The sequence below is a fragment of the Massilia genomosp. 1 genome (genome assembly GCF_011682185.1).
Lineage (GTDB): Bacteria > Pseudomonadota > Gammaproteobacteria > Burkholderiales > Burkholderiaceae_D > Telluria_A > Telluria_A rubra.
Genome location: NZ_WHJF01000113.1, coordinates 1 through 21,057, shown reverse-complemented (window position 1 = coordinate 21,057; position 21,057 = coordinate 1). Strand labels below are relative to the sequence as shown.

The 21,057-nt window shown below is 60.7% G+C and carries 20 protein-coding genes and 1 other RNA gene; 7 read left to right on the top strand and 14 right to left on the bottom strand.

All coding sequences use genetic code 11. The features are described 5' to 3' along the window. On the top strand, nucleotides 1–256 hold a 256-nt coding region (locus F1735_RS35835), incomplete at its 5' end, for a hypothetical protein (protein WP_222853100.1). A 217-nt stretch (nucleotides 257–473) separates the two neighbouring features. Here F1735_RS35835 and ltrA read toward each other — a convergent pair. The 11 genes from ltrA to gyrA all read right to left on the bottom strand — a co-directional run bounded on the left by ltrA (nucleotide 474) and on the right by gyrA (nucleotide 14,483). Then, nucleotides 474–1,841: a group II intron reverse transcriptase/maturase gene (ltrA, locus tag F1735_RS28190; RefSeq protein ID WP_167240014.1), complete on the bottom strand. Its 1,368-nt coding sequence runs from the start codon at nucleotides 1,839–1,841 to the stop codon at nucleotides 474–476. Nucleotides 1,842–2,290: 449 nt separating this feature from the next. Next, complete coding sequence (locus F1735_RS28185; protein WP_008446215.1) at nucleotides 2,291–2,596, bottom strand: integration host factor subunit beta; 306 nt, start codon at nucleotides 2,594–2,596, stop codon at nucleotides 2,291–2,293. Nucleotides 2,597–2,614: 18 nt separating this feature from the next. Continuing rightward, nucleotides 2,615–4,327 carry a 30S ribosomal protein S1 gene (rpsA, locus tag F1735_RS28180; protein WP_267875858.1) on the bottom strand — a complete coding sequence of 571 codons (1,713 nt, stop codon included), beginning with the start codon at nucleotides 4,325–4,327 and terminating at the stop codon, nucleotides 2,615–2,617. Between the two features lie 117 nt (nucleotides 4,328–4,444). Further along, nucleotides 4,445–5,116 (bottom strand): (d)CMP kinase, encoded by a 672-nt coding sequence (gene cmk / locus F1735_RS28175; protein ID WP_167240013.1) that lies wholly within the window; start codon nucleotides 5,114–5,116, stop codon nucleotides 4,445–4,447. Nucleotides 5,117–5,566: 450 nt separating this feature from the next. After that, the gene (gene aroA / locus F1735_RS28170) at nucleotides 5,567–6,901 is read right to left on the bottom strand and encodes a 3-phosphoshikimate 1-carboxyvinyltransferase (protein WP_167240012.1); all 1,335 of its coding nucleotides are present in this window, start codon (nucleotides 6,899–6,901) and stop codon (nucleotides 5,567–5,569) included. A gap of 25 nt (nucleotides 6,902–6,926) precedes the next feature. Beyond that, nucleotides 6,927–7,832, bottom strand: a complete 906-nt coding sequence (locus tag F1735_RS28165) for a prephenate dehydrogenase (protein WP_167240011.1) — start codon at nucleotides 7,830–7,832, stop codon at nucleotides 6,927–6,929. A gap of 1 nt (nucleotide 7,833) precedes the next feature. Continuing rightward, complete coding sequence (gene hisC / locus F1735_RS28160; protein WP_167240010.1) at nucleotides 7,834–8,940, bottom strand: histidinol-phosphate transaminase; 1,107 nt, start codon at nucleotides 8,938–8,940, stop codon at nucleotides 7,834–7,836. A 35-nt stretch (nucleotides 8,941–8,975) separates the two neighbouring features. Beyond that, nucleotides 8,976–10,046: a prephenate dehydratase gene (gene pheA / locus F1735_RS28155; RefSeq protein ID WP_167240009.1), complete on the bottom strand. Its 1,071-nt coding sequence runs from the start codon at nucleotides 10,044–10,046 to the stop codon at nucleotides 8,976–8,978. A gap of 58 nt (nucleotides 10,047–10,104) precedes the next feature. Next, nucleotides 10,105–11,196, bottom strand: a complete 1,092-nt coding sequence (gene serC, locus F1735_RS28150; RefSeq protein WP_167240008.1) for a 3-phosphoserine/phosphohydroxythreonine transaminase — start codon at nucleotides 11,194–11,196, stop codon at nucleotides 10,105–10,107. Between the two features lie 23 nt (nucleotides 11,197–11,219). Then, nucleotides 11,220–11,756: a DUF2059 domain-containing protein gene (locus F1735_RS28145; RefSeq protein WP_167240007.1), complete on the bottom strand. Its 537-nt coding sequence runs from the start codon at nucleotides 11,754–11,756 to the stop codon at nucleotides 11,220–11,222. A 108-nt stretch (nucleotides 11,757–11,864) separates the two neighbouring features. Continuing rightward, nucleotides 11,865–14,483 (bottom strand): DNA gyrase subunit A, encoded by a 2,619-nt coding sequence (gene gyrA, locus F1735_RS28140; RefSeq protein ID WP_166890404.1) that lies wholly within the window; start codon nucleotides 14,481–14,483, stop codon nucleotides 11,865–11,867. 523 nt (nucleotides 14,484–15,006) lie between these two features. Between gyrA and ompA the strand changes: the two genes are divergently transcribed. Next, nucleotides 15,007–15,714: an outer membrane protein OmpA gene (gene ompA, locus F1735_RS28135; protein WP_167240006.1), complete on the top strand. Its 708-nt coding sequence runs from the start codon at nucleotides 15,007–15,009 to the stop codon at nucleotides 15,712–15,714. 146 nt (nucleotides 15,715–15,860) lie between these two features. On the opposite strand, the gene F1735_RS28130 is transcribed toward ompA, so the two are convergent. Beyond that, on the bottom strand, nucleotides 15,861–16,481 hold the full coding sequence (locus F1735_RS28130) for a glutathione binding-like protein (RefSeq protein WP_167240005.1): 621 nt from the start codon (nucleotides 16,479–16,481) through the stop codon (nucleotides 15,861–15,863). 153 nt (nucleotides 16,482–16,634) lie between these two features. Here F1735_RS28130 and F1735_RS28125 point away from each other — a divergent pair, with 153 nt between their 5' ends. The 3 genes from F1735_RS28125 to F1735_RS28115 all read left to right on the top strand — a co-directional run bounded on the left by F1735_RS28125 (nucleotide 16,635) and on the right by F1735_RS28115 (nucleotide 18,529). Then, nucleotides 16,635–17,030 carry a winged helix-turn-helix transcriptional regulator gene (locus F1735_RS28125; RefSeq protein ID WP_167240004.1) on the top strand — a complete coding sequence of 132 codons (396 nt, stop codon included), beginning with the start codon at nucleotides 16,635–16,637 and terminating at the stop codon, nucleotides 17,028–17,030. 67 nt (nucleotides 17,031–17,097) lie between these two features. Then, nucleotides 17,098–17,793: a bifunctional 2-polyprenyl-6-hydroxyphenol methylase/3-demethylubiquinol 3-O-methyltransferase UbiG gene (gene ubiG, locus F1735_RS28120; protein WP_167240003.1), complete on the top strand. Its 696-nt coding sequence runs from the start codon at nucleotides 17,098–17,100 to the stop codon at nucleotides 17,791–17,793. A 28-nt stretch (nucleotides 17,794–17,821) separates the two neighbouring features. Beyond that, complete coding sequence (locus F1735_RS28115; protein WP_167240002.1) at nucleotides 17,822–18,529, top strand: HAD family hydrolase; 708 nt, start codon at nucleotides 17,822–17,824, stop codon at nucleotides 18,527–18,529. A gap of 163 nt (nucleotides 18,530–18,692) precedes the next feature. On the opposite strand, the gene F1735_RS28110 is transcribed toward F1735_RS28115, so the two are convergent. Continuing rightward, nucleotides 18,693–19,037: an energy transducer TonB gene (locus tag F1735_RS28110; RefSeq protein WP_167077029.1), complete on the bottom strand. Its 345-nt coding sequence runs from the start codon at nucleotides 19,035–19,037 to the stop codon at nucleotides 18,693–18,695. A 224-nt stretch (nucleotides 19,038–19,261) separates the two neighbouring features. On the opposite strand from F1735_RS28110, the gene ssrA reads away from it, so the two are divergent. Both ssrA and F1735_RS28100 read left to right on the top strand, forming a co-directional pair. Further along, nucleotides 19,262–19,621: a transfer-messenger RNA gene (gene ssrA, locus F1735_RS28105) on the top strand. A gap of 603 nt (nucleotides 19,622–20,224) precedes the next feature. Further along, nucleotides 20,225–20,737: a hypothetical protein gene (locus F1735_RS28100; protein WP_167240001.1), complete on the top strand. Its 513-nt coding sequence runs from the start codon at nucleotides 20,225–20,227 to the stop codon at nucleotides 20,735–20,737. 16 nt (nucleotides 20,738–20,753) lie between these two features. Here F1735_RS28100 and F1735_RS35830 read toward each other — a convergent pair. Further along, a partial coding sequence (locus F1735_RS35830; RefSeq protein WP_222853099.1) for a hypothetical protein occupies nucleotides 20,754–21,057 on the bottom strand: 304 nt, incomplete at its 5' end.

Below are 21,057 nucleotides of genomic sequence, written 5' to 3'. Positions count from 1 at the left end.
CCTTTTCCGCGGCGGAAAGCTTGGAAAGATCTGGAAGGGGGCGCAGTTTTGTCATGATCAGCATCATGGACCGATTTCAAGAAACGAACAACTCTGGCACGTGCTCGCTCAGGCTAAACAGTTACGAAGCAAAAATACGGTGCGATGGGTACAAATTCGAAAAAGAACGCGCTGCCGCAACGATAGACGATATCGGACTGCATTGACCGATGGCTGCCGTTCTCATGTTTCGACAAAACGACGCAGCATGCAATGATCGGCTGCCGGACGTGGGATCGCGTCAGACTGCTGGTACGGGAATGCATGATTGTCGGACCACGAAGCCCGGCGCAAAAACAGAAGGCGATGAGGCCAATTGGGACGAACCTGGTCAACTTGCGGACATCGGCATAGGGGCAGCCAGTATAACTGGCCGGTCCCCTGCCACACCACCCGGCATGCGGGTCCGCACCGGGCGGTTCGAGCAGTTGAGGTTAGGACAGGCGAGGTACGCCAAGTCTATCGAAATAAGCGATTGTGAGGACTGTTTTCAGCAGTCGATCAGCGTTTCGCCACCAGCAGCAGCTGTTTGCCGCTACCTGCCTTGCGACCGTAGGCCCAGCCCCGAGCCGGAGTAACTCTCGATGCATGGTTTTTCCACGCCTCCATTGCTTGAGCTGGATTGCCCTAAGCCTGTGGCGCAGCCATTCATCGAGTTTCTTCCAGATCTTTGGGGTTTGAGCCAGCTTGAAGTACCCTTTCCAGCCAAGCATATAAGATCGCAGTTTGTCGACGGTCTGGGCCATGCTGCGGCCACAGGAGCGCCTTGTCAGTTCACGGATTCGCTGTTTGAACGTTGCCAGCGGCTTGTCCGCGACCTTCAATTTCACCACTTTCCCTCTTGCCACCCACAGGCTGTAACCGAGGAATTTGCGGCCGAATGCACTGGCCACCGCACTCTTGCCTTCGTTGACCACGAGATGCAACTTGGCATAGCACCGACGCAACAGCACCATCACCCGCTCGCCAGCGCGTTTGCTGCGAACGTATACGTTCGCGTCGTCGGCGTAGCGCGCAAAGCAATGGCCGCGCCGTTCCAACTCCTTGTCCACCTCATCGAGCAGGACGTTCGCCAGCAGCGGCGACAGCGGACCGCCTTGCGGCGTACCCTCGTGCCGCGACTGCACCACGCCGTGGTCCATGATGCCGCTGTTCAGATAGGCACGGACCAGCCGGATCACTCCCGCGTCGTCGATGCGTTTCCGTAGGCGCTCAATCAGGATGTCGTGGTTGACCCGGTCGAAGAACTTCGACAAGTCCACGTCCACCACGATCCGCCGTCCCGACTGCACGTACGCGCGCGCGGCAAGAACCGCGTCGTGCGCACCCCGGCCCGGACGGAAACCGTAGCTGTGCTCGCTGAATGTAGGATCAAGAATCGGTTGCAGCACTTGGAGCAGTGCTTGCTGGATCAAGCGATCCGTCACCGTCGGAATGCCGAGCTCACGCTCGCCACCATCGGGCTTCGGAATCGTCACCCTGCGTACCGGACTGGGCCGGTACGTCCCCGCCAGCAGTTGTTCACGTATCTCCGGCCAAGCCACAGCCAGATAGCGCGAGGTCTCGTCGATGTCCCGACCATCCACCCCGGCTGCGCCCTTGTTGCGACGCACACGTTTGAACGCTTGCAGCAGGTTCTCCCTTCTCAACGCTGCACGCAGCAGCATTGATCCCGCGTCTCCTGACACATGCCGCGGACAGCAAGCTTCGTCGCTGGAAGTTGCAGCCAAGGCTTCATCCTGACCGCTGGCCTCCCGCCCCGCTGACGCGGGCATCTGACGCATTGCCTGTTGTATCGACATGCCGGACAACACTCCTACTCGTTAAGTCCTTCATCGGCGGGGTCGAGCCTTCCCGGCGCTACCACCAACTACTATGACCTCTGCTGAGACCCTGCTACGGCAACGCCGTCGTCCTTTCAGACGTGAGGCAGGGCGTCCCCAGGTAAGGGCCGCACTCCTTCATCACACAACCGCCGCATTTACGCCACTTCGCCTTGACCACAAGAGCTTTACGGTTTCTCGCCCGCTCGCCCTGCTCGGCAGCGCCTTCTATGCGGTTCGTGTACCTCGGCTCATGATTTACGATTCACGCTTCCTCTCCACGGTCGATTGCTCTTCCGCAGTTGCGCTTCACTTCGCTCACTGTGGTCAGCTCGCGGCGGGACTTGCACCCGCAGGAGTGCGCCCATGCTGGGCGGACGAAAAAAAACGGCATCCAAGGATACCGTTCTTCTGTGTCGACAAACGACTCAGTCTTCAATAATCGGCTGCCCGACCATCGCATCTACCCGTTCGCGCAATTGCTTGCCCGGCTTGAAGTGCGGAACCCGTTTTTCGGGCACCATCACCTTGTCGCCGGACTTGGGATTGCGTCCGATGCGCGGCGGCCGGCTGTTCAGGGCAAAACTACCAAAACCACGGATCTCGATGCGCTGGCCAGTCGCCAAAGCGTTGGTCATGGCATCGAGAATGGTCTTGACAGCGTACTCCGCATCCTTGGCCACCAGCTGAGAATAGCGCTCAGCCAGGCGGTTAATCAACTCGGACTTCGTCATCTGTCGATTCCGAGTGTCTTAGTTCTTGTTGTCGAACTTAGCTTTCAACAGTGCGCCCAGGCTGGTGGTGCCCGATGCTGCATTGTTGTCGGAGGTCGAAGCAATTTTCTGCATCGCTTCCTGGGTATCGACATTGTCTTTCGCTTTGATCGACAGCTGGATGCTGCGCGCTTTGCGGTCAATGTTGATCACCAGTGCTTCAACCGAATCGCCAACCTTCAGGTGGGTACCGGCATCTTCAACGCGGTCGCGCGAGATTTCGGAAGCACGCAGGTAGCCTTCAACTTCTTCGGACAGCTGGATCACAGCGCCCTTAGGCTCGACCGACTTGACTGTACCCGTTACCAGGGAGCCTTTGTCGTTCATTGCAGCGAAGTTGTTGAATGGGTCGCCTTCGAGTTGCTTGACACCCAGGGAAACGCGCTCGCGTTCGACGTCGATCGCCAACACGATGGCTTCCAGTTCGTCGCCCTTTTTGAAACGACGGACAGCTTCTTCGCCGGTTTCGGTCCAGGACAGGTCGGACAGGTGTACCAGACCATCGATGTTGCCGGCCAGGCCGATGAACACGCCGAAGTCGGTGATCGACTTGATCGCGCCGCGGACTTTGTCGCCCTTTTTATGGGTAACGCCGAAGTCATCCCATGGATTGGCTTTGCACTGCTTCATGCCCAGCGAAATACGGCGACGCTCTTCGTCGATCTCGAGAACCATGACTTCCACTTCGTCGCCCAGCTGGACAACTTTGTTTGGCGCCACGTTCTTGTTGGTCCAGTCCATTTCGGAAACGTGGACCAGACCTTCGATACCCTGCTCGACTTCCACGAACGCGCCGTAGTCGGTGAGGTTCGTTACTTTGCCGAACAGACGGGTGCTTTGTGGATAACGACGGGACAGACCGGTCCAAGGATCGTCGCCCAGTTGCTTCACGCCCAGCGAAACACGGTTCTTTTCCTGATCGTACTTCAGGACTTTGGCGGTGATTTCCTGGCCAACGGTCAGCACTTCCGACGGGTGACGCACACGACGCCATGCCAGGTCGGTGATGTGCAGCAGGCCATCGATACCGCCCAGGTCCACGAACGCGCCGTAGTCGGTGATATTTTTGACGACGCCGGTCACGACCGTGCCTTCTTTCAGCGTTTCCATCAGTTTCTGACGCTCTTCGCCCATCGACGCTTCGATGACGGCGCGGCGGGACAGAACCACGTTGTTACGCTTACGGTCGAGCTTGATGACCTTGAATTCCAGGGTCTTGCCTTCGAACGGGGTGGTGTCCTTGACAGGACGGGTGTCGACCAGCGAACCCGGCAGGAACGCGCGGATGCCGTTGGTCAGAACGGTCAGGCCGCCCTTGACTTTGCCATTGACGGTACCGACGACGATCTCGCCCGATTCCATGGCTTTTTCCAGTGCCAGCCACGACGCCAGGCGTTTTGCCTTGTCGCGCGACAGGATGGTATCGCCGAAGCCGTTTTCCAGCGACTCAATCGCTACGGAAACGAAATCGCCGACTTGAACTTCCAGTTCGCCCTGGTCGTTCTTGAATTCTTCGATAGGAATGAAAGCTTCGGATTTGAGGCCAGCGTTGACGATCACGAAATTGTGGTCGAGACGCACGACTTCAGCGGAAATAACTTCGCCGGAGCGCATATCTTGGCGCGACAACGATTCCTCGAAGAGCGCTGCAAAACTTTCCATACCGGTTGCTTCAGTTGTTGCTGTTGACATAGTTTGTACACGAGTTAGCCAGCAGAGATCGCACCATGCGACTTAAACTGGGTTATAGGTTGATTCAACGCCTGCAATGGCACTATTGCAATTGCAAGCACCCATTGCTACTTCAGACTACGACTGCTTGGCGTGCGCATACCATTTCAGCACTTCCTCGACCGCTTCGTCAGCGGTCATATTGGAGGTATCGAGCAGGTGCGCCCCTTCTGCCGGCATCAATGGCGCGATGGCCCGGTAAGTATCACGGTCGTCGCGCGCCTTCAAATCGGACAGGAGGTCTTCTATATTAGCAGAAAACCCCTTGTCAATCAATTGCTTATATCGGCGTTGCGCGCGCGCCTCGGTACTGGCGGTGAGAAACACCTTCAGTTGCGCGTGCGGAAAGATGACCGTACCCATGTCGCGGCCATCGGCGACCAGTCCCGGGGCCCGGCGAAAGCCCAGTTGCAGGGCGAACAAAGCCTGGCGCACGGCGGGCAGCGCGGCGATCTTCGACGCCATGTTGCCGACCTCCTCCGCGCGGATGAGTTGGGTGACATGTTCCTTCGCCAGCAGGATTTCTCCGCCGCTGAAGCTGGCGGGGAGGTGTTCGGCCAGCTTGGCGAGGGCGTGCTCGTCATTGACCGCAGTCCCCTTGCGCAAGGCCATCAGTGCGGTAAGCCGGTACAAGGCGCCGGAATCGAGGTAATGGAAGCCGAGGCGATCGGCCACCTTGTGGGCGACGGTCCCCTTGCCGGAAGCGGTGGGGCCATCGATGGCGATGACGGGAATATGCGAATATGGCATGGGACGGTGTCCTGGTGAAATCACGATAAAACGTACAAAAACGGTGTTGCGAAAAATCCCGGGATGAGGATCAAAAGTCCTACCACCGGGGTCAGAGCTTCAATTCGAAACATTGCAAAATCACCCAACCAGGGTCAGAGCTTTAAATTGAAACATTGTCAAACCGCTCAACCAGGGCCTGAACTCTGATGAGAATTTGTTACCAGCAAACAATGGCCGTCACGCAGCAGCCAGCGCTACGCCGATGCCTCACTATGCCACGGGCTTCCGCGTGGGCAGAACGGAGCGCGCAACGTGTGGTCTCAGAAAATTCCATCGTTATGTGCAATTAATTTCTAATCAGAGGTCAGACCCCGGTTGTGTGATGGTGTCGCTATGATGCAATTAGTTTCTAATTAAAGCTCTGACCCCGGTTGTCGGCAGATTGAGCTCTGTTGTACGAGCTCAACCTTAAATCAGTTGATCGTGGGCGATGCCGGCGAAGGCGGCGAAGTAGTCGGGGAAGGTCTTGGCGACGCACTTGGGGTCGTTGATGCGCATCGTGTTGCCGCGCCGCGCTTTGCCGTCCAGGCTCGCCAGCGAGAAACACATCGCCATCCGGTGGTCGTCATACGTGTCGATCGTCGCCGCGCTCAGCTCGCCCTCGGGCGGCGTCACGGAAATGAAATCCGGCCCTTCCACGACAATCGCGCCGAGCTTGCGCAATTCGGTCGCCATTGCGGCCAGGCGGTCGGTCTCTTTCACGCGCCAGCTGGCGATGTTGCGCAAGGTCGTGGTGCCGTCGGCGTACAAGGCCGCCACCGCAATCGTCATCGCCGCGTCGGGAATGTGGTTGAAGTCGGCGTCGATGGCGTTCAGTACGCCGTTCGAACGCGCTTCGATCCAGTTGTCGCCGCGCGTGATCGTCGCGCCCATCTGCTCGAGCGCTTCGGCAAAGCGCACGTCGCCCTGGATGCTGTCGCGCCCGACTCCCTCAACCCGGATCGGGCCGCCGCCAATCGCGCCCGCCGCCAAAAAGTACGAGGCCGACGAGGCATCGCCTTCCACATGAATCGTGCCGGGACTGGTGTAGCGCTGGCCCGGCTGCACGGTGAACGATTGCCAGCCATCCTGCTCCACCGTCACGCCGAAGCGCCGCATCAGGTTCAGGGTAATCTCGATATACGGCTTGGAGATCAGTTCTCCGGCCACGTCGATCGTCACCGGCTGCTCGCGCGCCATCAGCGGCGCGGCCATCAGCAAGGCGGTCAGGAACTGGCTCGATACGTTGCCGCGCACCGACAGGCGCTGCGCGTGGATATGCCCGCGCCGGATGCGCAGCGGCGGAAAACCTTCCACGCCGGCGTAGTCGATCTGCGCGCCAATGGCATTCAACGCGTCGACCAGGTCGCCGATCGGGCGCTCGTGCATGCGCGTGACGCCGTGCAGCGTGTAGTCGCCGCCAATGACGGCCAGCGCCGCCGTCAGCGGGCGGATCGCTGTGCCGGCGTTACCCATGAACAGGTCGGCTTCATGCACCGGCAACGCGCCGCCGCCGCCATGCACGATGTGGGTGTGTTCGTCGACCTGGTCCCATTTCAGGCCCAGCGAGCGCAGCGCGCCCAGCATGACCAGGGTGTCGTCCGAGGCCAGCAGGTCGATGATGGTGGTGCTGCCTTCGGCCAGCGCGGCCAGCAGCAAGGTGCGGTTGGAAATGCTCTTGGACCCCGGCAGCCGCACCACGCCCTCGACGTGCATGACGGGCTTGAGATCGATATGGTGCGGGTACTGCTTCTGCTGGGTCATGCTGGGGTTCCTTGGGATGCTGGGTTTATTCCGGACTGCTGCCTGGCGCCGGCGGCGCTTCGGCCGTTTCGATCGCTTCGATCCAGCGGCAGCGCGCGCGCTGGGCGTTGGCGTAGACGGCTTCGATTGCCGCGCCGTCGCCGCTGGCGAGCATGGCGCGCATCGCTGTTAATTGTGCCAGATATGCGTCCAACTCGCCCAGAAGGGCCGATTGGTTGGCCAGCGAGATGTCGCGCCACATCTCGGGCGACGAGCCGGCAATGCGCGTGAAGTCCCGAAAGCCGCTGGCGGCGTACTGGAACAACAGGCCGGCGTGGGGCTTTCGGGCGATGTCGTCGACCAGCGCATACGCCAGCAAGTGCGGCAGGTGGCTGACCGAGGCGAACACGGTGTCGTGTTCCTGCGGCGAGAGCTTGTGGATGATGGCGCCGCACGCGCTCCACGCGGCAGCCACCTTTTCAACATCGCCGGCCGTGTTTTCGGGCAGCGGCGTGAGCACGGTTTTCTTGCCGTGGTACAGGTCGACGATGGCGGCATCCGGCCCGTTGGTTTCGCGCCCGGCGATCGGGTGCCCCGGCACGAACTGGCCGACACGCCCTTTCATCACGGCGCGCGCCGCCACCACCACGTCGGACTTGGTGCTGCCGGCGTCGGTGACGATGGTGCCCGCTTCCAGGTACGGCAGCAGCGACGCCAGGATCGCCGCGGTCTGCGCCACCGGCGCGGCGATCAGCACCAGGTCGGCGCCCGCCATCGCATCCTGCACCGAAGCGGCCACCTGGTCGATGATGTTCAAGTCCAGCGCGCGCGCCATCGCTTGCGGCGAGCGGCCCACGCCGACCAGGGTGCTCACCGCACCGGCATGGCGCAGCGCGCGCGCGAACGAGCCGCCGATCAGCCCAACGCCGAAGATGACGACTTTAGTGAACACGTCAGGCCAGCGCTTTCTTGAGGGCGGCGATGAAGATCGCGTTTTCAGCCGGCAGGCCGATCGAGATGCGCAGCCATTGCGGCAGGCCGTAGTTGCCGACCGGGCGCACAATCACGCCTTGCTTGAGCAGCGCCAGGTTCACGCGGCTGCCGGCGCCATCGTCGTCGCCAACCTTGACCAGCACGAAGTTACCGAACGATGGCACGTACTGCAATCCCAGCTCGTTAAAGGCTTCGACAAACTGGGCGTAGCCGGCGGCGTTGTTCTTGGCGCCCTGCTCGAGGAACGGCTTGTCGTTCAGGGCGGCAATCGCCGCCGCCTGCGCCAGCGAATTGACGTTGAACGGTTGCCGGATGCGGTTCATCAGGTCGGTCAGGGCCGGCTGCGCAATCGCAAAGCCGACGCGCAGGCCGGCCAGGCCGTAGGCTTTGGAGAAGGTGCGCGAGACCAGCAAATTCGGGTACTTGCGCGCCCACTGGCTTGACTCGAACTGGTGCTCGGGCGCGAGGAACTCGTTGTAGGCTTCGTCCAGCACCACGACCACGTTGGCCGGCACCTTGTCCAGGAATGCTTCGATCTGCGCGGCCGCAATAAAGGTGCCGGTCGGGTTGTTCGGGTTGGCGATGAAGACCAGGCGCGTGTCGGCGTCAATCGCCGCCGCCATGGCGTCGAGGTCATGGCCGTAATCCCTGGCCGGCACCACGATGGCGCGCGCGCCCACGCCCTGGGTGGCCAGCGCGTACACGGCGAACGAGTATTGCGAGTACACCACGGCCTGGCCTTTTTGCACGAAGGCGTGGGCGGCGATCTCCAGGATGTCGTTGCTGCCGTTGCCCAGGGTGATCCAGTCGGCCGGCACTTCGTAGCGTTTTGAGAGCGCCGCTTTCAGGTCGAAGCCGTTGGCGTCCGGGTAGCGTCCCAGGTCGGCCACCGCCGCCGCCATGGCTTGCTGGCTCGATGCGGGCACGCCGAACGGATTTTCGTTCGACGCCAGTTTGACGATGTTCGCTTCGTCGAGCCCGAACTCGCGCGCGACTTCGGCGATCGGTTTGCCCGCCTGGTAGGGGGCGATGGCGCGGACGTATTCTGGACCGAATTGCTGGGACATGGTTTTATCTCTGTAGTTGTTTTGAATGGTGAAAATCAAAGACTGAGCGGGTACGAGCCGAGCACCTTGAAGAAGGCGGCGTTGTCGCGCAGTTCGTCGAGCGCCTTGGCCACCGCCGGGTCCTGCACGTGGCCTTCGATGTCGACGTAAAAATAGTATTCCCAGGTGCCGATGCGGGCCGGGCGCGATTCGAAGCGCGTCATCGACACGCCGTTCACGGCCAGCGGCGCGAGCAGGTTGTAGACCGCACCCGCCTTGTTCGGCACCGCCAGCACCAGCGAGGTCTGGTCGCTGCCCGAGGGGTTGGTCTGCAAATGCCCGATCACGGCAAAACGCGTGCGGTTGTGCGGGTCGTCCTGGATGTGGCCCTTGACCACGCCGAGGCGATACTGTTCGCCCGCCATTTCGCTGGCAATCGCCGCCATCGTCGCATCCTTGCTGGCCATGACGGCCGCTTCGGCGTTCGATACCACCGCGCGCCGTTCGATGCCGGGGTAGTTCTGGTTCAGCCAGACCTGGCACTGGGCCAAGGCCTGCGAGTGCGCGCACACCACCGTCACGCCATCCATGTTGCCGGTCTTGGTCATCAGGCTGTGGTGTACGGGAATCGAGATCTCGCCGCTGATGATGGTGGTGGTGCCGAGCATCAGGTCGAGCGTGCGGTTGACCGCTCCTTCCGACGAGTTTTCGACCGGGACCACGCCGAAATCGGCGGTGCCGGCTTCGGTCGCGCGAAATACCTCGTCGATCGAGATGCATGGCAGCCCTTCGATGGCGCTGCCGAACTGCTGGAACGCGGCCTGCTCGGTGAAGGTGCCGGAAGGCCCGAGATAGGCCACCGTGACGCGCTTTTCGAGCGAGCGGCAGGCCGACATGATCTCGCGGAAGATGGTTTGCACTTCGGCCGCCTTGAGCGGACCCGGATTGCGGTCGGCCACGCCGCGCAGCACCTGCGCTTCGCGTTCGGGGCGAAACACGGGGGCGCTGGTTTCGGCCTTGACGTGGCCGACTTCCTGCGCCAGGCGCGCACGCTGGCTGAGTAAGGTGAGAATCTGCGCGTCGATCGCATCGATCTGTTCGCGCAATGGTGTGAGTTTGTCTGTCATGAATGCGGCATGGTTTGCGGTGAATCGGGTGTTCGCGTAGGAGAGCACTCCCCTGTTGTCAGGTACGGCCGGCGAACTCGTTCAGGTAATCGACCAGGGCTTGCACGCCCTCGATCGGCATCGCGTTGTAGATCGATGCGCGCATACCGCCCACGGACTTGTGGCCCTTGAGCTGCAGCAGGCCGCGCGCTTTTGCACCGGCCAGGAATTTGTCGTTGAGCGATTCGTCGCGCAGGTAGAACGGTACGTTCATGCGCGAGCGGCAGTCTTTCGCCACGCGGTTCTGGTAAAAATCGTCAATGTCCAAGGCAGCGTACAGCAGGTCGGCCTTGGCGATGTTGCGTTGTTCGGCGGCGGCCACCCCGCCCTGGCGCAGCAGGTGCGCGAACACCAGGCCGGCGATGTAGATGCCGTAGGTGGGCGGCGTGTTGTACATCGAGTCGTGCGCGGCGACGATGCTCCAGTCGAAGGCGGACGGGCAGATCGGCAGCGCATGCCCGAGCAGGTCCTCGCGCACGATGACCACGGTCAGGCCGGCCGGGCCGATGTTCTTTTGCGCGCCGCCGAAAATGACGCCGTATTTGCTCACGTCGATCACGCGCGACAGGATGTGCGAGGACATGTCGGCCACGATCGGCGTATCGCCGGCCAGTTCGGGGACGAAGTTGTATTCGACGCCGTCGATGGTTTCGTTGGTGCATAGGTGCAGGTAGGCCGCGCCGGGGGTGAGCTGCCACGCGCTTTGCGGCGGCACCATGGTAAAGCGCCCCGCCTCGCCGCTGGCCGCCACGTTGACCCTGGCGTAGCGCGCCGCTTCCTTGACCGACTTGCCGGACCAGGAACCGGTATGCACGAAGTCGATGGTGGCGGGCTGGTTCACCCGTCCGACCAGGTTCATCGGCACGATGGCGTTTTCGCCCAGGCCGCCGCCTTGCAGGAACAGGATCTTGTAGTTGGCGGGGACGTTCAGCAGCAGGCGCAGGTCGCGCACCGCCGCGTCAATGATCGAGATGAACTCGGGACCGCGGTGACTCATCTCCATCACCGACATGCCGCTGCCGTGCCAGTCGAGCATGTCGGCGGCCGCTTCCCGCAGCACTTCCTTGGGCAGGACGGCGGGGCCGGCGGAGAAATTGTAGATCTGGGTCACGGGCTTCCTTGCGTCAGAGTTGGCTAATTGATGGCGGTGTTGGCTTTGATGATCTTGGCGATACGCGGCAACATGACGCGCTGGCCGAGCTGCATTGCCTCGATCGTGAGCTGGGGCAGGACCGCCAGCATCTTGGTGCCCACCGGGGTACCGTAGAAGGCGGCGATCTGCTCGATTTCGGCGACCGTGAAGCGGCTGCCGTACAGCGGCACCATTTCTTCGATCATGTCCTCGGCCAAGGTCGGGTCCTCGAACAGTGCCCGTAACTGCTGGGTAGCGGCCGGCGCCTGCTTCTCCACTTTCGCAATGGCCGCTTTCTTTTGAGCGGGAGTAAGGCGCTGATCGCTATTGATCTCGCTCAGGGCACCCTGGAGGAACATTTGCGGCAACGAACCCTGGATCTGCGCAAAGCTGTCGTTGATCACTTTACGGTAGTTCATCGAGTCGAGCATCGAGCGCACCGCCTTGTCGACGGCGGGGTCGAGCGGCGCCTTCTGGGCGAACGCAGGGGTGGCGAGCAAGGCCAGCGCGGTGACGATGATGGCAGTGAATTCTCTCATGCTGGTTCTCCGGATGGGAACATCGAATGCTCGTTCAAGCGTTCAAAAAAAGAGGGCCGGCATCATTCTCGCACGAAGTGCGAAAACAAGACCGGCCCCATGCCGTTTTTACTCCGGCGGCGTTTCGAGGTCGACGTCTTCGAGGTCGGTTTCGACGATGCGCTGCAAGCCGCTCAACTTGGTGCCGTCTTCGACCGCGATCAGGGTCACGCCTTGCGTGGCGCGGCCCATTTCGCGGATTTCCGACACGCGGGTGCGGATCAAGACGCCGCCGGTGGTGATGAGCATGATCTCGTCGCTCGGCTCGACCAGGGTGGCGGCGACCACGCGGCCGTTACGTTCGCTGGTCTGGATCGCGATCATGCCCTTGGTGCCACGTCCGTGACGGGTGTACTCGGTGATCGGCGTACGCTTGCCGAAGCCGTTCTCGGTGGCGGTGAGGACCGACTGCTGCTCGTTTTCGGCCACCAGCAGGGCGATCACGTTCTGGCCCTCTTCCAGGTTCATGCCGCGCACGCCGCGCGCGGTACGGCCCATCGGACGCACGTCGTTCTCGTCGAAGCGCACCGCCTTGCCGGAGTCGGAGAACAGCATCACGTCGTGCTCGCCGTCGGTCAGCGCGGCGCCGATCAGGAAGTCGCCGTCGTCCAGGTCGACCGCGATGATGCCAGCCTTGCGTGGGTTGCTGAAGTCCTTGAGCGGGGTCTTTTTGACGGTACCGAGGCTGGTCGCCATGAACACGTAGTGGTCTTCCGGGAAGGTGCGGTTCACGCCCGACAGCGGCAGCACCACGGTGATCTTCTCGTTGTCCTGCAGCGGGAACATGTTGACGATTGGTTTACCGCGCGAGTTGCGCGAGCCTTGCGGCACTTCCCACACCTTGAGCCAGTACATGCGGCCGCGGTTCGAGAAGCACAGGATGTAATCGTGCGTGTTGGCGATGAACAGCTGGTCGATCCAGTCTTCTTCCTTGGTCGCCATGGCTTGCTTGCCGCGCCCACCGCGCTTTTGCGCGCGGTATTCGGAGATCGGCTGCGACTTCATGTAACCGGTGTGCGACAGGGTCACCACCATGTCCTGCGGCGTGATCAGGTCTTCGGTTTCCAGGTCGGTCGCATTGTGCTCGATGGTCGAGCGGCGCACGTCCTTGTTGCCGACGCCGTACTCGTTCATGATCACCGTCATTTCGTCGGTGATGATGACGGTGACGCGCTCCGGCTTGGCCAGGATGTCGAGCAGGTCGGCGATGTGCGCCATGATCTCTTTGTACTCGTTGACGATCTTGTCCTGCTCCAGGCCCGTCAGGCGTTGCAGGCGCATTTGCAAGATCTCTTGCGCCTGTTCGTCGGACAGCTTGTACATGCCGTCGGGCTGCATGCCGTAGTGCTTCGGCAGGTGCTCCGGACGGAACGCTTCGACGCCGCCGATGGTGGTGCCTTCGGCGGTACGCAGCAGCATTTCGCGCACCAGGGACGAGTCCCAGGCGCGCGCCATCAGTTCGGTCTTGGCGATCGGTGGCGACGGCGCGGCCTTGATGATGGCGATGAAGTCGTCGATATTGGCCAGGGCGACGGCCAGGCCTTCGAGCATGTGGCCGCGTTCGCGCGCCTTGCGCAGTTCGAACACGGTGCGGCGCGTGACCACTTCGCGGCGGTGCGACAGGAAGCATTGCAGCATCTGCTTGAGGTTCAGCAGTTTCGGCTGGCCGTTGACCAGCGCGACCATGTTCATGCCGAAGGTATCCTGCAACTGGGTCTGCTTGTACAGGTTGTTGAGGACCACTTCCGGCACTTCGCCGCGTTTCAGTTCGATGACCACGCGCATGCCCGACTTGTCGGACTCGTCGCGGATGTCGGAAATGCCTTCGAGCTTCTTGTCGCGCACGTTCTCCGCGATGCGCTCGAGCAGGGACTTCTTGTTCACCTGGTACGGCAGCTCGTCGACGATGATCGCGATGCGCCCGCCATCCTTGCCGTATTCCTCGAAATGGGTCTTGGCGCGCATGACCACGCGGCCACGGCCGGTGCGGTAGCCGTCGCGCACGCCCGAGACGCCGTAGATGATGCCGGCGGTCGGGAAGTCCGGCGCCGGGATGATCTCGATCAGTTCGTCGATGGTGCAGTCGGGATTGCGCAGCACGTGCAGGGCGCCGTTGACGATCTCGGTCAGGTTGTGCGGCGGGATGTTGGTGGCCATGCCGACCGCGATGCCGGACGAACCGTTGATCAGCAGGTTGGGAATCCGGGTCGGCAGCACCGTCGGTTCTTTTTCCTTGCCATCATAGTTGGGCTGGAAGTCGACCGTATCCTTGTCGATATCGGCCAGGATCTCGCCGGCGATCTTGTCGAGGCGGCACTCGGTGTAACGCATGGCCGCGGCGCTGTCGCCGTCGACCGAACCGAAATTGCCCTGGCCATCGATCAAGGTGTAGCGCAAGGAGAAATCCTGGGCCATGCGCACCAGCGTGTCGTAAATCGACGCGTCGCCGTGCGGGTGGTACTTACCCATGGTTTCGCCGACCACGCGCGCGCACTTGACGTACGGGCGGTTGTACACGTTGTTCATTTCGTGCATGGCGAACAAGACGCGGCGGTGCACCGGCTTCAAGCCGTCGCGCACATCCGGCAAGGCACGGCCGACGATCACGCTCATCGCGTAATCGAGGTAGCTCTTGCGCATCTCTTCTTCGAGGGAAATAGGGATTGTTTCTTTTGCGAATTGATCCATTGGCGGGACTGATCTCAGGCTGTGGTTATATTAGCTGTACGCAAATTGCTGGAACATCGACACCGGCTGCTCTGCGCAATGTGCGACGTCCCCTGCTGCATGTTCGATGCCGCCAGTGCGACAGGTGCACAACGATGGTGCGCCCACCGACTTAGCTACAGACAAGCGTGGGATTTTAGCATGCGCCGTATGGCAGTTGCGCAAATCCTAAATGGTAGGCAATGGAACAACGGTGATCGAAATCATAAAAACGTTCATATTTTGTCAACCCGATGATGACAAGCCAGACACGATGTTGCACGAATACAACATGATGCACTACATTGCGGCACGAATGTTTTAACAGCCTTCGTGCTAATTAAGCGCATGTGGCAGAATGACCCAGAAGTTAATTGCCTGTTTCACAAGCTGTCACGAAACTGTCACGGGTAATGGCTGGGGCAAGCTGTTACTATCTTGTCCACGCTCGAAAAGTTGCGCAGCTATAAAGCTGCGGATATCACCCCCGAAAGGAAGAAAAACTATGAAAAAACTCGTCTCGCTCATGCTCGCCGCCTCCGCGATCGCAGGCAGCGCACTGGCACAACAGTCGCCACCGTTCGCTCCAGTGACCACCGACATCATGGCACCGAAACCAAACAGCGCCTATGTCCAGGATGCCCGTGGCGTGATCGCGCGCGATCCTTTCGGCCTGTGCTGGCGTACCGGCTACTGGACCCCGGCCGATGCGGTCCCAGGTTGCGACCTGCCCCTGTGCGTCGAGCCAGCGAAACTGGAAAACGGCAAATGCGTCACGCCGCCGGTAGCAGCGCTTGTGCAGCCGCCGATCGCCCCGGACGCGAAGCCACTGCCGCCTGTGCAAGACGAAGTCAAGTCGACCAAGGTGAGTTTCTCGGCTGACGCGCTGTTCGACTTCGACAAGTCGGTCCTGAAAGCGGAAGGCAAGAGCAAGCTGGACGACCTGAGCTCGAAACTGCAAGGCATCAACCTGGAAGTCATCATCGCCGTCGGCCACACCGACTCGGTCGGTACCGATGCCTACAACCAGAAGCTGTCGATCCGCCGCGCCGAAGCTGTCAAGGCTTACCTGCAAGCCAAAGGCATCGAAGCGAACCGCATCTACACCGAAGGCAAGGGCGAAACGCAGCCAGTGGCAGACAACAAGTCCGCTGAAGGCCGCGCCAAGAACCGCCGCGTTGAAGTGGAAGTCGTCGGCACCCGCGCCAAGTAAGCCGCGCGCCTGACAGCTTGTCCGGGCCGGCCGATCGGGCGGGCAAGCTGACTGGGACGACGATTCGCATCGTCAAATGAACACCCCTCGCGCAGGGGTGTTTTTTTTGCCCTCTGGCTGGGCAGCGGCGACGGCGACGGCCATCGTCAGCCCTGCGCGCCGTCCATGGTGAGTCCTTCCGCCAGCAACGCCTGTTGCACCGCCGCGCGCGCCGCCACCCGCGCCATGTACGCCTTCAATGCCGGCACCGCGTCGAGGCCGATGCCGAAGTCGCCGGCCCAGCGGGTCACGGCGAACACATACGCATCCGCCACCGAAAACTGCGGCCCCAGGATAAAGGCGCGGCCATCGGCCAGCAGGCTCTCGAGGTAGCCCAGTCTGGCGATCACCGGGCGCTGTGCATCGGCGCGGCTGGCGCCCTCGGCCAGGTAGAACAGCGGCGTATACGCCTTGGCATAATCGGACGACACATAATTCAATATCTCGTGCAAGCGGGCGCGTTCCAGCGCGCCCTTGGCCGGCGCCAGCGCCGGCGCGTGCCGCTCGGCCAGGTACTGCAGCACCGCCACGCCCTCGGTCAACACCACCCCATCGCCGATGTCGATGGCCGGCACCCCGCCCTTGGGGTTGATGGCATAGTAATCTGCGCCGTCGGGCAACTGATGGCGGCGCAGGTCGACCTTGACCAATTGGTGCGGCACGCCCGCTTCGCACAAGACGATATGCGGCGCCAGCGAGCAAGCGCCGGGGGAATAGTACAGCTTCATCGGGACAATCCTTTCGGTGGAGAAGAAGGTCCGTATAATAGCCATCATGGTTACCAAAGGATACGAAGTAACCAAGGGTAAGACGAATAATCCGGTTTCCGTTTGGTAACTAAGTCACCGCACGGTAAGCCACTGACAGGAGCGGCATTCGCCATGTCCTTAAAGATGCGCAAGAGTAAAGTCGCCATGCCGATCCCGCGCTGCGCGGTGGGTACCTGCATGTGGCTGCTGGGCGGCGCCTGGACCCCGACCCTGCTGTGGAACCTTAGCGGCGGTGCGCGCCGCTTCGGCGAACTGCGCGCCGACATTCCCGGCATTTCGGCCAAGGTGTTATCCGGCCGGCTGAAAGACCTGGAAGAGAAAGGCGTCATCATCCGCACCCTGATGGCCACCTCGCCGCCCTCGGCCGAATACGGCCTGTCCGTGCTGGGACGGGAACTGCTTCCGGCCATCAACGAAATCGCCCGCATCGGGGAACGGCTCAAGGTGGAGCAAGACAGCGGCAAGATCGGCATCGACGCGAGCGGCGCCGGGAAGGATAGCGACTGAGGGTGGCAGCCGGTTTTTTTATGCATGCGCCCGTCGCATTCCCCGATTTCCCGCTATTATTCCGCGTATGAATGCCGACCCTCTAGAAATCCAGAAATTTAGCGAACTTGCCCACCGCTGGTGGGACCCGACGTCCGAGTTCAAGCCCCTGCACGAAATCAACCCGCTGCGCCTCGAATGGATCAACGCGCGCGCCGCGCTGTCCGGCAAGAAAGTGATCGACATCGGCTGCGGCGGCGGCATCCTGACCGAATCGATGGCGCGCAAAGGCGCCGACGCCACCGGCATCGACCTGTCCGACAAGGCGCTCAAGGTGGCCGACCTGCACAGCCTGGAGTCCGGCGTGCAAGTGCGCTACGAACTGATTGCCGCCGAAGACATGGCCGCGCGCGAAGCCGGGCAATACGACGTGGTGACCTGCATGGAAATGCTCGAGCACGTGCCTGATCCGGGCGCCATTGTGAAAGCTGCCGCGACCCTGGTCAAGCCGGGCGGGCACGTGTTTTTCTCGACCATCAACCGCAATCCCAAAGCCTATTTATACGCCGTGGTCGGCGCCGAATACCTGCTGCGCATGCTGCCCAAGGGCACCCATGACTACGGCAAATTCATCACCCCGTCGGAACTGGCGCAATGCGTGCGTGAAGCCGGACTCCAGGTAGACGGCCTCAAGGGCATGACCTACAATCCGCTGACCAAGATCTACTCCCTGAACCAGGATACCAGCGTCAACTACCTGCTGGCCTGCAGCCGTCCCCTGTAACGTCCCACTCGACCGCCGAGCCGCCGCCATGACCTTCCCACCCTCCCCAGCGGCGCCGCGCGCCGTCCTGTTCGACCTTGACGGCACCCTGGCCGACACCGCGCCCGACTTGGCGGCGGCGGTCAACCGCCTGCGCGCCGACCGAGGCCTGGAGCCGACCCCGTACGCGCTGTTGCGCCCGACCGCCTCGGCCGGCGCGCGCGGCATGATCGGCGCCGCGTTCGGCCTGGCGCCCGGCGACGCCGGCTACGAAGCGCTGCGGGTGAAATGGTTCGACTACTACCAGGCCGACATGGCATCGCACAGCACCCTGTTCGGCGGCGTGCCGGAACTGCTCGCCGGCATCGGCGCAGCAGGCATTGCGTGGGGCATCGTCACCAACAAACCGGCGCGCTTCACCGATCCCTTGATTCCCCTGATCGGCCTCGAGCACGCCGGCTGCATCGTTTCCGGCGACACCACCGCGCACGCCAAGCCACATCCGGCGCCGCTGCTCGAAGGCGCGCGCCGGCTCGCCATTGCAGCCGAGCAGTGCTGGTATGTGGGCGACGACCTGCGCGACATCGAAGCCGGGCGCGCGGCCGGCATGGTCACCGTGGCCTGTGCCTGGGGCTATTGCGGCGCGGTCGAACCGAGCGAATGGGGCGCCGACTACCTGCTCGACACGCCACAGGATCTGCTGGAACTGCTGCGCACGACAGTCGGTGCGACGACCCCGGCGGCGCTGGTGGCGTAAAGCGCGGCGGCCGGCTCAGGCTCACTAGCGCGCCCTGGCGGGCGGCGTCGCACGGCCCCAACGACAAAACGCCTGGCCCCGCTTTTTCAAGCGTCGGCCAGGCGTTGTTGGTTCGACGAGAGACGATGCGCCCTTCACTGGCGCATGGTCCGGCGTTGATCGATCAGCTCAGGGTCCAGTTGTATTCGACTTTGGTCCAGGTGCTGTCAGGACGGCCATCTTTGCTGCCCGGCTTGAATTTGCAGGCGCTGATGGCGCTCATCGCGGCTTTGTCCAGGCTCTTGAAACCGCTGGTCTTGTCCAGTTTCGCTTCCAGCACTTTGCCTTCGGCCGACACCAGGAAAGCCATGCTGACCACGCCCTGCTCTTCGTTCATCAACGATGCTTTAGGATAGTCGGCCTTGCAGCTTTTGGCGTCGAACACCGCTGGTACGTCAGCTGCGAATGCCACGTTGGCGGTCGCTGCCACGATCAGTGCTGCGCAAAGGCGGAAGGTCGTCTTGGTCATCATGATGCTGTTCTCCTGGAGATGGGTTAGAAGGTTTGACTTGACTGCGAAGTCATCGTCACAGCCAAGAGAATAGCTGCAAAAGTGCCATGTGGCAATTAATTTGATGCATTTGAGAAATTTTGTTTTCTTTTGTGGCCATTTTTTGACAGCTTGGCCACGATGTTTTGCTTGACACGAGAGTGGCACAGTGTTGCGGATATGAGGTACAATGGCTGTTCTGTGGGGGCGACCTGGTTTCGACGTGGGTTGCAAAGCAGCGCAGGGCATACCGAGGGCGGGCTACCTCGTAAATACAACCTGAAAAACTTAACTGCAAACGATAACTCGTACGCACTCGCAGCTTAATTGCTGCTAGCTCTAGAACACCTCGTCCCTGGGGTGGGCCGTCAAAAGCTCTAGAGTCATTTACAGGGACTCGTCTTGAACTGGGTTACTTAGTTCCGGACTAAATAATAGGTAACTCGCTTGTACACAGCGTGCACGTCCGCGTTGTACCGGTTAAATTAAATGGCAGTGCTAAGTATGTAGAACTGTCTGTAGAGTGCTTGCGGACGCGGGTTCGATTCCCGCCGCCTCCACCACTCATTTAGTAGTTGATAGACCGCGAAAGACAACGTAAGGCGCTGAATTTATTAGGTATTCTGATGATGCGCTTGAGTTCTGTTGTTGCCTTTGGTGGTCTGTAATTGTCAGTGCTTTCACACGCGAACGACACGCAGAAATGCCCGGCCATGTGCTGGGCATTTTTGCGTGCATGGTCAATAGGTAAGAGTTTCCTCGGGTAGTTTCAAAATCCCTCAGCCGGGCCGCCCCGCCCGCCGCAACCTCACGCCAAGTCTAAGCAAGCAGAACTGTCACGTTGTCGTCAAGCAATCACGACCCTGATCAGCGTACACCTGCCTGTCAGAGTGCCCCTCGCAAAAATGACGGCCTAACATAAGTGCTCAACAGCGAACAAGCGAGTTCATCAAGACTCTGCACGTTTGATCGACCGCAAGATAGCGAAATAACAAGGAAGGGACGTCGAGATTGATGCAACCCCCTTCGCATGATTGGTCAATCTCAAAAGGTTGAGTTGACGGGCCAATAAGATGGGGTCTCCAACTGGGACGGCACCAGACATCACATGCCTCACTTACTCTGGCCGGCCCAGTTCAACGACAGCAACTAAAGGAGTTGAATATATGAAATTACGTCTATTTTTTGCAACATTCCTTGCAACGATGATTAGTTTGCCAGGTTCAGCTGCGACGGAAAACATACCCGTTCCCATGTCCATAGCCAAATTGCGCCCTTCTATCAGGTCGCTCACCGTCGTAACGATAGCTCCACTCACAAGCTTTCGCATGCAACTTACTGACGAGCTCTTTAGGGAATTCGGATGCCGGTACTCCGTTCAAGATCCGAAGGAGGTTTCACAGGTCATGGACATTTTAGCCCGCGCAGACATTGTCGAGGCACCGCCATTCTATTTGAATGGCCCCGACCCTCGGGTGGGAGTTTACATCCACACCAGCCGAGGTGAAACCCACTCGCTTACCTTCGCCGCTGCAAGTCCAGCACCCAAACCCGAATACGGTACATATGACGGCATAACTAGCATCCTCGCGAAAAACGACAATTTCGCCGCTGAACTTCGTGCTTGGTCAAAACCCCGTACCCCTGAAAACCGTCCTTGCGCAGAGGATCGCAAGTAACCAGGTCCGCTAATTTTCAAAATTTAACTTTGATGGAGCACAAAATGCCAATCACAGCAGAGGATTTTGTCCAAGTGGGTTCGCGAGATCCACTCGATTTAGCCGCTATGGACGCCGCAATAGCGTATATCAGTAAAAGCCCTACCGGGTGGCAAGTCATATCAGAAATGGCCGAGCGAGGAATCAGTGTGTCGTAAGCGCTCCATAAACCCCAGACTTGCTGGCTAATCCGAATTTCCGCATTCTTGCTACTTCGATTTGATACCGGAGCAAGCATGGAAAACACGACCGTTTTTTGGGAGAAGCACGTTGCCGCGATT